At 72.2% G+C, this 10,530-nt stretch carries 8 protein-coding genes and 2 pseudogenes; 3 read left to right on the top strand and 7 right to left on the bottom strand.

The features are described from left to right. Nucleotides 1-95: 95 nt before the first annotated feature. The 6 genes and pseudogenes from mmsB to ACFWN1_RS08685 form a co-directional block, all read right to left on the bottom strand. Nucleotides 96-1,328 (bottom strand): multiple monosaccharide ABC transporter permease, encoded by a 1,233-nt coding sequence (mmsB, locus tag ACFWN1_RS08710; protein WP_384359397.1) that lies wholly within the window; start codon nucleotides 1,326-1,328, stop codon nucleotides 96-98. Further along, complete coding sequence (gene mmsA / locus ACFWN1_RS08705) at nucleotides 1,325-2,875, bottom strand: multiple monosaccharide ABC transporter ATP-binding protein (protein WP_384359396.1); 1,551 nt, start codon at nucleotides 2,873-2,875, stop codon at nucleotides 1,325-1,327. The genes mmsB and mmsA overlap by 4 nt, the downstream gene beginning before the upstream one ends. 32 nt (nucleotides 2,876-2,907) lie before the next feature. Continuing rightward, the gene (gene chvE, locus ACFWN1_RS08700; protein ID WP_384359395.1) at nucleotides 2,908-4,026 is read right to left on the bottom strand and encodes a multiple monosaccharide ABC transporter substrate-binding protein; all 1,119 of its coding nucleotides are present in this window, start codon (nucleotides 4,024-4,026) and stop codon (nucleotides 2,908-2,910) included. Between the two features lie 67 nt (nucleotides 4,027-4,093). After that, nucleotides 4,094-5,063: pseudogene (locus ACFWN1_RS08695) on the bottom strand (hypothetical protein). Between the two features lie 86 nt (nucleotides 5,064-5,149). Further along, complete coding sequence (locus tag ACFWN1_RS08690; RefSeq protein WP_384359394.1) at nucleotides 5,150-6,139, bottom strand: zinc-binding dehydrogenase; 990 nt, start codon at nucleotides 6,137-6,139, stop codon at nucleotides 5,150-5,152. Continuing rightward, nucleotides 6,136-6,327 (bottom strand): annotated as a pseudogene (locus tag ACFWN1_RS08685) (mandelate racemase/muconate lactonizing enzyme family protein); the annotation flags it as partial. The gene ACFWN1_RS08690 and the pseudogene ACFWN1_RS08685, both read right to left, overlap by 4 nt. A gap of 272 nt (nucleotides 6,328-6,599) precedes the next feature. On the opposite strand from ACFWN1_RS08685, the gene ACFWN1_RS08680 reads away from it, so the two are divergent. After that, nucleotides 6,600-7,391 carry a hypothetical protein gene (locus tag ACFWN1_RS08680; protein WP_384359393.1) on the top strand — a complete coding sequence of 264 codons (792 nt, stop codon included), beginning with the start codon at nucleotides 6,600-6,602 and terminating at the stop codon, nucleotides 7,389-7,391. Nucleotides 7,392-7,678: 287 nt separating this feature from the next. Next, nucleotides 7,679-8,842, top strand: coding sequence for a serine hydrolase domain-containing protein (locus ACFWN1_RS08675; RefSeq protein ID WP_384359392.1), 1,164 nt, complete (start codon nucleotides 7,679-7,681; stop codon nucleotides 8,840-8,842). A gap of 90 nt (nucleotides 8,843-8,932) precedes the next feature. Here the strand turns inward: ACFWN1_RS08675 and ACFWN1_RS08670 are convergent, their stop codons facing one another. Beyond that, nucleotides 8,933-9,955 carry an NADP-dependent oxidoreductase gene (locus ACFWN1_RS08670; protein WP_384359391.1) on the bottom strand — a complete coding sequence of 341 codons (1,023 nt, stop codon included), beginning with the start codon at nucleotides 9,953-9,955 and terminating at the stop codon, nucleotides 8,933-8,935. A gap of 95 nt (nucleotides 9,956-10,050) precedes the next feature. Between ACFWN1_RS08670 and ACFWN1_RS08665 the strand changes: the two genes are divergently transcribed. Continuing rightward, on the top strand, nucleotides 10,051-10,503 hold the full coding sequence (locus ACFWN1_RS08665; protein ID WP_384359390.1) for a MarR family winged helix-turn-helix transcriptional regulator: 453 nt from the start codon (nucleotides 10,051-10,053) through the stop codon (nucleotides 10,501-10,503). The last annotated feature ends 27 nt before the right edge of the window (nucleotides 10,504-10,530 follow it).

Genomic DNA, 10,530 nt, shown 5'->3' with positions numbered 1-10,530 from the left:
GCGCGGGGGGGCGCGGGCCACCCATGCATACGGAGGACTCCGGGATGGTGTTCAACTCACCGCCGCTGTGACCTCCCTCACCCGGCGTACGCCCCTCACGTCTCCGACCTGCGCTTGTTCCACACGTCGAAGCCGACCGCCAGCAGCAGCGCCAGCCCCTTGATCACCTTCTGCCAGTCGGTGCCGACGCTCAGCAGGTTCATCCCGTTGTTGAGCACCCCGAGGACGAGCCCGCCGATGATCGCGCCGAGGACCGTGCCCACCCCGCCGCTCATGGAGGCCCCGCCGATGAACGACGAGGCGATGGCCTCCAGCTCGAAGTTGACGCCCGCCTTCGGCGAGGCCGCGTTCAGCCGGGCCGTGACCACCAGTCCGGCGAGTGCCGCGAGGACGCCCATGTTCAGGAAGACCAGGAAGGTGACCTTCTTGTCCTTCACCCCGGACAGCTTCGCCGCGGGCAGGTTGCCGCCGATCGCGTAGATATGGCGGCCGAACACCGCGTTGCGCATCAGGTAGCCGTAGCCGACGACCAGGGCGCCCAGCACGATCAGGATGATCGGGGCGCCCTGGTAGCTGGCGAGCAGCAGGGTCAGGGCGAGGATCGCGGTGACCAGCGCGGCCAGCTTCAGCGCGAACAGCTTGAACGGCGGCACCAGGAGCGCGAACTCCTCCTGCCTGCGCCGCCCCTGGACCTCCTGCCAGACCACGGCCGCGATCAGCGCGAGGCCCAGCAGCAGCGTGGGATTGTGGTAGTCGGTGTCGGGGCCGAACGAGGGCAGGAAGCCGTTGCCGATCTTCTGCAGCCCGTCCGGGAACGGCCCCAGGGTCTGCCCCTTCAGCAGGATCTCCGTCAGCCCCCGGAACACCAGCATCCCGGAGAGCGTCACGATGAACGAGGGGATACCGAGGTAGGCGATCAGATACCCCTGCGCCGCCCCCGCCACCGCGCCCATCAGCAGGCACAGCACCAGCGCCAGGGGCCAGGGCACGTCGTGCCGTACGTTCAGCACCGCCAGGAACGACCCGACGAACGCGGTCAGCGAGCCCACCGACAGATCGATGTGCCCCGAGATGATCACCATCATCATCCCGATCGCCAGGACCAGGATGTAGCTGTTCTGCAGTACCAGGTTGGAGACGTTGCGCGGCAGCAGCAGGTCGCCGTTGGTCCACACCGCGAACAGGACCACGATCAGGCCGAGCGCGATCACCATCCCGTACTGGCGCATGTTGCGGCGCAGGCCGTCCAGTACCAGCCGGGGCAGGCCCGGCCCGGCGGGCGGTCCGCCGTGCTCCGGCGGGGCCGGGGCCGTCACGTCCGCGCTCATGGCGTCACCTCTTCGTCTCGGGTCATCAGGCGCATCAGCGCTTCCTGCGTGGCGTCCGCCCGTGGCACCTCACCGGTCAGCCGGCCGGCGGCCATGGTGTAGATCCGGTCGCACATGCCGAGCAGTTCGGGCAGCTCGGAGGAGATGAAGACCACCGCCCGGCCCTCGGCCGCGAGCCGCCCGATCACGGTGTAGATCTCGTACTTGGCGCCCACGTCGATGCCCCGCGTCGGCTCGTCCAGGATCAGCACGTCCGGGTCCGCGAAGATCCACTTGCTGAGGACGACCTTCTGCTGGTTGCCGCCCGAGAGCCGGCCCACCGGCTCCAGCACGGTCGGCGCCTTGATGTTCATGGCGGTACGGAACCCCTCCGCCGCCCGCCGTTCGGCGCGCTCGTCCACGATTCCGCGCCGGGCCACCTTGCCGAGCGCGGTCAGCGAGACATTGCGGTGCACGGTGTCGATGAGGTTCAGCCCGTAGTGCTTGCGGTCCTCGGTGACGTACGCGATCCCGTGCCCCACCGCCTCCGCCACGGTCCGGGTACGGATCTCCCGGCCGTCCTTCAGCACCGTGCCCCCCGTGTACCGGCCGTAGGAGCGGCCGAACACGCTCATCGCCAGCTCGGTGCGGCCCGCGCCCATCAGCCCGGCGATGCCGACGATCTCCCCCCGGCGCACCTCGATGGACACGTCGTCGACGACCTTGCGCTGCTGGTCGATCGGATGCCGGACGGTCCAGCCGCGCACCTCCAGCGCCGGGGCCGCACCCGACTCCGGCTCATGCGGGGGGCGCTGGGGGAAGCGGTGGTCGAGGTCGCGGCCGACCATGCCCGCGATGATCCGCTCCTCGGTGGTCTCCGCCGCCCGTACGTCCAGCGTCTCCACCGTGCGTCCGTCCCGCAGCACGGTCACCGAGTCGGCGACCCGGCGGATCTCGTTCAGCTTGTGCGAGATCACGATGCAGGCGATGCCCTGGGCCTTCAACTCCAGGATGAGGTCCAGGAGTTTGCCGCTGTCCTCGTCGTTCAGGGCCGCCGTCGGCTCGTCCAGGATCAGCAGCCGCACCGACTTGGCCAGCGCCTTGGCGATCTCCACCAACTGCTGCTTGCCGACCCCGATGTCCGCCACCCGGGTCTCCGGATGCTCGTCAAGACCCACCCGGCGCAGCAGCTTCGTGGCGTGCCGCAGGGTCTCGGTCCAGTCGATCAGACCGCGCCGGGCGTGCTCGTTGCCGAGGAACAGGTTCTCCGCGAGGGAGAGATAGGGCACCAGTGCCAGCTCCTGGTGGATGATGACGATGCCCTGCCGCTCACTGGCCCGGATGTCCCGGAACCGGCACTCCTCGCCCTCGAAGCGCACCTCCCCCTCGTAACTGCCGTACGGATGAACGCCGGAGAGCACCTTCATCAGGGTGGACTTCCCGGCGCCGTTCTCCCCGCAGATGGCGTGCACCTCGCCGGGCAGGACGGTCAGGGTGACGTCGGCGAGGGCCTTGACACCGGGGAAGGTCTTGACGATCGAGCGCATCTCGAGCACGGGTCCCGTCATGGCCGCGCCTTCCAAGTCGTGGGAGCCGGCCATCACTTGAGCTGGGACTCGGTGTAGTAACCGCCGTCGACCAGCACCTTGCGGTAGTCGTCCTTGTCGACGCTGACCGGCTGGAGGAGGTAGGCGGGCACGACCTTGGCACCGTTGTCATAGGTCTTGGAGTCGTTGACCTCGGGCTTCTTGCCACGCAGGGTGGCGTCGACCATGTTCGCGGCGACCTCGGCGAGCTTGCGGGTGTCCTTGTAGACCGTCTGCGTCTGCTCCCCGGCGATGATCGACTTCACCGAGGCCAGCTCCGCGTCCTGCCCGGTGACGACCGGCAGCGGCTTGCCCTTGCCGCCGTAACCGTCCGACTTCAGCGCGGACAGGATGCCGATGGAGATGCCGTCGTACGGGGAGAGCACCGCGTCCACCCGGCCGGACCGGTAGGCGGAGGTCAGCACGTCCTCCATGCGGTGCTGGGCGGTGGTGCCGTCCCAGCGCAGCGTGGTGACCTGGTTGAGCGCGGTCTGCCCGGACCACACCACGAGCTGCTTCTTGTCGATGTACGGCTGGAGCACCTTCATCGCGCCGCCGAAGAAGTACTTGGTGTTGTTGTCGTCGTTGGACCCGGCGAACAGCTCGATCGAGAACGGCCCCTTCTTGCCGCTGTCCAGTCCCAGCTTCCGCACGATGTAGGTGCCTTGCAGCTCGCCGACCTTCTCGTTGTCGAAGGAGGCGTAGTAGTCCACGTGACTGCTGCCGAGGATCAGCCGGTCGTAGGCGATGACCGGGATATGGGCGTCGGCGGCCTCCTGGAGCACGTTGTCCAGGGACTTGTTGTCGATCGCCGCGACGATCAGGCCCTTGACGCCCTGGGTGATCAGGTTCTCGATCTGGGCGACCTGCTGGTCCGGGTCGTCCTCGCCGTAGACCAGCTTGGTCTTGTACCCCTTGGCGCGAAGGTTCTTGACAACGTTGCCACCGTCCGCGATCCAGCGTTCGGACGACTTGGTCGGCATGGCGACGCCGATGGTGCCGCCCTTGCTGTCGCCGCCCTTGTCCTCAGCTCCGCCCTCCCCGCTCTGCCCGCAGGCGGTCAGGGTGAGGGCGAGTACGGCGGTCGCGGCGAGGGCGACTCTGCGGGGGCGTGTGGTGTACCGGTCGCGCATGGAGAACCGTCCTAGTTCGTCTCGGTGTTGAGCAGGTCGGGCCGTGCGTGGTGCGGGGTCGTACGGGTCACGCGGTCGTGGGGAAGCGGCGCAGGGGGCCGGGGAGGCGGGTGCCGAGCGGGGCCGTGCCGCCGTCGGCTCCGTGCCGGGCCAGCAGGTCCAGCGCGAGCCGGCCGCGCCGTACCCGCTCGCGCGCGGTGTCCAGGGTGACGCTTCTGAGGTGGGCGCCCCACGGGTGGACGCCGGGCGCCTTCGACAGGCCGAACTTCGGATACAGCGGGGCGCCTCGCCGGATCAGCTCGGCCACCTCGTACATCCGTACCTGGCCGCCGAGGTCGTCCGGCGCCTCGATGTACAGGTCCATGGGGGCGCCGGACACCCGGCGGATCTCGGTGAGATGGTCCAGGGTGAGATCGCCGGGCACGTTGATCGAGTCGGCGCCCAGGCGCTCGAACACCGCGTAAGGAGACCGGGTTGACCGGGCCGATCTGCGCGGAGACCTTCAGCGTGGTGTCCGCCGGGAGCACCCCCGACTCCCGCGCCCGGTGCAGCGCCCACAGCACGCCCTCGTCGGCCACCAGCAGGCAGCGCACGCCCAGTCCGGTCGCGCGTACCACGTCCTCGACACAGCCGGCCACCGCGTCGTGGCCCCGGGCGCGCGGGCCGCCGCCGCGCGAGTCGGAGCGCACCGCGCCGCCGGTGTCCCAGGTGCCGCGCGGCCCCGTGAACAGGCACAGCTCGATGCCGCGTTCCCGGGTCGCCCCGGCCGTCTCGGTGATCTCGGCGTCCGTGAGCATCCAGACGCCGCTGCCCCGGCTGATCCGGTGCACCGGCACGTCCAGCCGCGCCGCCTCGGCCAGCACGACGGCCGGCGCCTCCGGCCCCTCGCACGACGGGATCTCGGTACGCCAGCTGCCCCCGCCGGGAAAGCGGTGCGGGGAGGCGTCGGCCGGGTCGGGGGCGGGCGCGCCGAGCCCCAGAGCGGCGAGCGCCTGCTCACCGGGCCTGCGGACCGCCGGAGCGGAAAGGTCGGTCACGGACTGCCTTTCGTGTTCGGTGTGCCGGACAGGGTGTGGATCTCCGGTCGGCCCCAGGGACCTCCCAGGGGTCGCGTACGCGCAGGTCAGGGCAGCAGCAGCACCTTTCCGGGCCCCGTTGTCCCGACCGCCCGCGCGAACTCGGTCAGCGGCAGCCGGTGCGTCACCAGGGGCAGCGGGTCCAGCAGTCCGGCCCCGAACAGCCGGACCGCGTGCGCCCAGGCCGCCGCGGGCGCCCCGAAGACCGTGCGCACCTCCAGGCGCCGCACGACGAGGTCGGCCGGGTCCAGGCCGACAGCACCCGGCGCCGGGATGCCGGTCAGCACCAGGCGCCCGCCGCGCCGGAGCAGTGCGGCGGCCGTACGCACGGCCTCGGCGGAGCCCGCGGCCTCGATCACCACGTCGTGGCCGCCGGGCAGCTCGGAGCCGCTCACGGCGAAGTCGGTGGCACCGAACTCCTCGGCCAGTTGCTCCCGTTCGCGATCGAGGCCCACGACCAGCAGCCCGGCGGGCGAGACCGCCGCGAGGAACCGCACCGCGAGCATCCCGAGCGTCCCCGTGCCGACCACCGCGACTCGCTCGCCGGGCCGGACGTCGGCCAGCAGAGCGGCGGCCGCGACACAGGCGGCCGGCTCCAGCAGGGCGGCCGCGGTGAGGTCGGCGTCGTCGGGCAGGGGGTGCAGCAGCCGGGCGGGCAGCGTGAGGGTCGGCGCCATCGCGCCGGGGCGGGTGAAGCCGGTCTCGTCGTACCCCGCCTCGCACAGCGTGGTGTCGCCCGCGTGGCAGCGGGCGCACACCTGGCAGTTGCGGAAGCCCTCGCCGGCCACCTTGCGGCCGACCAGCTCCGCCGGCACCCCGGCACCCACCTCACGGACCGTGCCGGACCACTCGTGGCCCGGGACCACGGGGTAACGCACGTACTCCGGAGGCCGGTTGCCCCGGTACAGCTCTCGGTCGCTGCCGCAGACCCCCACCGCGTGCACGGCGACCAGCGCCTCGCCGGGGCCGGGCGTACGGGGCGTGTGGGGTTCGAGCCGGTGCGCGCCGGGCGCCCGCACCACCACCTGGACGCTCACCGGGTCTCCTTCGGCCGCCGCCGCTCCCAGCCCTCGGCCCACAGGTCGAACCGGGCCTGCCGCTGCGGGAACTCGGCCGCCGCGTCGGTGTCCAGCTCGACGCCGGGACCCGGGGCCTCGGAGAGGTGGAAGTCGCCGTCGACCACCTCCGGGGCGCCCTTGACCACGTTCTTGATCTCCGCGTCCGTGTGGACCCGCGCGTAGGTCAGATTGCGCCAGGGCGTGCCGACCACATGGGTGCTGATTCCGGTGATACGCACGCCCGTCCACCCCTCGGTGTTCGAAATTTCGTCATGCGTTCGAAATACTGGCGCGACAGTAGGGAGGTGGTGCGGGGGGTGTCAATGGGGCGAACACATGACGGTCCCGGCGAAGGCGTGTTCACGGCAGCTCTCCCGCACGAAACCTTCACAGTGGCACCTGGGAACGTGACCCGCGCGGAATCTAGTCTTCCCGCGTCATGGACTATTGCCACCCGTGCCGACGGCACCTCAACGGCGCCCTTGCCTGCCCCGGCTGCGGCGCGCCCGCCCTGACAGCCGTCGCGCCGGTCGACACCGTCCCCGCGGCGGCGGACCCCCACGGTTGGAACACCCCCGCACCCCCGGCGGAAGCCGCCTCCGCACCGCCGAGGGTGCCGCGGCGGCGGGACCGGCGCGGCGTCTACGAGCCGCCCGCCGTGCCCGCCGCACCCGTGCCCGCCGCGCCCCACCCCGGTGACGACGCCCCGGACCCCGCCCTCGACGGCAGCCGCCGCGAACGCAAGGCAGCCGCCAACCGCCGCCGCGGGCGCCGCACCCTTCTGGTGGTGACCGCGCTGGTGCTGGCGGCGGCCGCGCTGGGCCTCGCCGAAGTCGGCACCGGCGCGCCCGTCTCCTCCGACCCGCCCGCCGCCTCCGGCGACGCCTCCCCGGACGACGGTGCCGCCTCCGCCTCCCCGGCCCCGGCCGGCGCCCCGGCCGCCACCGGCTCGCCCGGCGCGTCCAGCACCCCCGGCACCCCGGCCGCACCGTCGGACTCGCCCTCCGCTTCGCCGTCCGGGCCGGCCCCGGAGAAGGCGTCCGGGTCCCCGTCGTCCGAGCCGGTCACCCCGCGCCCCGCCACCACCCCCCGGACCCCGGCCCCGGCCCCCGCCGGCCCGGCGCCCGCCCAGCCCACCCCCACCCCCACGGCGGCCCCCACCAGCGCGAAGCCCACCCCGGCCCCCACCCCCACCAAGCCCTGCGACCGCTTCCTGTGGTGGTGCGCGTAGGGGGTGCCGGGCCTCCCGCGGCGTCCCGGCGGATGACGTGTGGTGGACGCCCGGGTGCCGGGTAGGCGGACCCCGACGAGACCAGCCGCCCAGGTTCCGGTTGCCGGCCCTGTGCCGCTCCGGCCGCCGTGTCATCGGCCGTCCGGAGCGACGGTGACACCGAGCGGGCCGCGCGGCGGTTGAGTCGAACACGTACATCTCGCCGTACACGACCTCGGAACCACGTCGGCCGGACCCGGCGCCGTGCGAGGAGGAGCAGCGAGCAGCGGCTCAGTTGAGGAGAACGGATGAGGCAGAACAGCACCGTCCAGGGCACGGTCGCCGAGGGATTCGAGGCGGTACGCGAGGAGTTCACCGCCTTCGTCACCGGTGAACAGCCGGACTACGAAGGCCAGTTGTGCGCCTATGTGGACGGCCGCCGGGTCGTCGACCTGTGGGCCGGTGAGGATGTCAACGGCGGCTCGCTGTACGGCGTCTTCTCCTCCACCAAGGGTGCCGCGCACCTGGTCACGGCGCTCCTGGTCCAGGACGGCACACTGGAACTGGACCGCAAAGTCACCTACTACTGGCCCGAGTTCGGCGTCGAGGGCAAGGGCGTCCTTACCCTGCGCGAGCTGCTCGCGCACCGTGCCGGACTGGTCGGCACCGACACCGGCTTCAGCGCGGCCGAGCTGGCCGACGACCGGGCGATTGCCGAACGCCTCGCCGACCAGCGCCCGTTCTGGCGCCCCGGCAGCGCCTTCGGCTACCACGCGCTGACCATGGGCGCCCTCACCGGCGAGGTCGTCCGCCGGGCCACCGGTCACACCGTCCAGGAGCTGTTCGAGGAGCGGGTGCGCGTCCCCTACGGGCTGGACTTCCACCTCGGGCTGCCCGCCTCGCGCGAGCCTCGCTTCCGCGCCACCCAGCCGATGGTGCCCACCCCGGCCCAGCAGGCGGAGGCCGAGCTGCGCCGCACCGGCCCCCACAGCCTCCCCTCCATCGCCCTCAACCAGCACGCCCCGGACCCCACCGACCTGCGGTCGCTGCCCAACGACCGCGCCGTCCGCGCGAGCGGCCCCGCCTCCGTGGGCGGCGTCGCCTCGGCGCGCGGTCTGGCCGGGATGTACGCGGCGATGATCAGCGAGGTGGGCGAGAAGGCGCCGCTGCTGAAGAGCGACATCCTGGCGGAGTTCGGGCAGCCGCACTCGGTCGGCCATGACCTGGTGGACCGCGCCCACGGGGTGTTCGGTCTCGGCTTCGAGTGCACGGCCGACGTCCGGCACCCGTTCCTCGGCGCGGGCACCGTCGGCCACAGCGGCGCGGCCGGCTCGCAGGCGTTCGCCGACCCGCGCGCCGGGCTCGCCTACGGCTACACCCGCCGCCGCTTCGCCTACCCGGGCGGCGCGGCCCAGGAGAACGACCGGCTGGCCGCCGCCGTGCACCGGGCGGCGCTCGCGGCCAGGTCATGACCCGGCGGAGGCCGCACCCCACGTCCAGGGACGCGGCCTCCGCCAGGACCGGCGACCGGCACCGGCCTCACGTCACCGGCGGGTCCGGGATCAGAGCCTGACGATCATCTTCCCGGTGTTGTCGCCGCGCAGCACCCCGAGGAACGCCTCCAGCGTGTTCTGGATGCCGTCCACGACCGTCTCGCGGTACTTCAGCCTGCCCGAGGCGACCAGGGGCGCGATCTCGCGGACGAACTCCGGCTGGAGGTCGTAGTGGTCGCCGACCAGGAAGCCCTCGATGCGGCCGCGGGTCTGGATCAGCCGGGTGAGGTTGTTCGGGCCGGGGGCGGGCTCGGTGTTGTTGTAGACCGAGATCGCGCCGCAGACGGCGATCCGGCCGTGCAGGTTCAGCTCGGCGACGGCGGCCTGGAGGTGGTCGCCGCCGACGTTGTCGAAGTACACGTCGATGCCGTCCGGGGCGGCCTCGCGGAGCTGCTCGCCCACCGGGCCGTCCTTGTAGTTGAACGCGGCGTCGAAGCCGTACTCGTCGACCAGGAGCCGGACCTTCTCGTCGGACCCGGCGGAGCCGATGACCCGCGAGGCGCCCTTCAGCCTGGCGAGCTGCCCGACCTGGCTGCCCACCGCTCCGGCCGCGCCGGAGACGAAGACGATGTCGCCCTCATTGAACCCGGCGGTGCGCAGCAGACCCGCGTACGCCGTCAGCCCGGTCATGCCGAGCACCCCGAGGTACGTCGACAGGGGCGCGGCGTCCGGGTCGACCCTGACGGCCTTCTTCGCGTCCACCGCCGCGTACTCGCGCCAGCCGAGGAAGTGCAGCAGGTGGTCGCCGGGCTCGATGCCGTCCACGTCGGAGGCGACGACCACGCCCACCGCGCCGCCCTCCATCGGCGCGTCCAGCTCGAAGGGAGCCGAGTAGGACTTCGCGGCACTCATCCGGCCCCGCATGTACGGGTCCACCGAGAGGTACTCGTTCCGTACCAGCACCTGGCCCTCGCCCGGCACCGGCAGCGGGACCTCGGCAAGCGTGAACTCCTCGGGCTTCGGCCAGCCCACCGGACGCCGCAGCAGGTGCCACTCACGGCTCACGGCGGGAAGGGCGGGGGAGTCGGACATATGGGGAGCCTTCTCTCGTCACATTACTTCAGTACCTGAAACAACCATGCGCCTGAATATTTCATCATGTCAAGTAACCCCGTATCCTGGACGGCATGTCCACCCCGCCGCCGCGTCCCCCCGTGCGTCACCGCGCCGCCGATCCCCTGACCATGGAGGTCGTCGAGCTGATCGGCGACGTCGTGGCCCGCTTCTACGCGGACTACGAGGAGGCCGCGGCCTCCCACACGCTCACCGGACCCCAGGCCCGCCTGCTCAGTCTCCTTGCCCTGGAGCCGCTGCCCATGCGCAAGCTCGCCCAGCGGCTGAAGTGCGAGCCGTCCAATGTGACCGGGATCGTGGACCGGCTGGAGACGCGCGGCCTGGCCGAGCGCCGCCCCGACCCCACCGACCGCCGGATCAAGCTCGCCGCCGCCACCGACGAGGGCCTGCGGGTCGCCCGTGAGCTGCGCGAGGGCCTGCGCTTCGCCCGCGAACCCCTCGCCGGCCTCTCCACCGCCGAACGCTCCTCCCTGCGTGACCTGCTGCGCCGCATGCTCGACGCCTGAAGCACGCGGCTGCGGGTAGAGTCCCCG

The sequence above is a fragment of the Streptomyces sp. NPDC058459 genome (assembly GCF_042721685.1).
GTDB lineage: Bacteria > Actinomycetota > Actinomycetes > Streptomycetales > Streptomycetaceae > Streptomyces.
The sequence above is the reverse complement of the archived record's forward strand: the minus strand, read 5'-3'. Positions and strand labels throughout refer to the sequence as shown.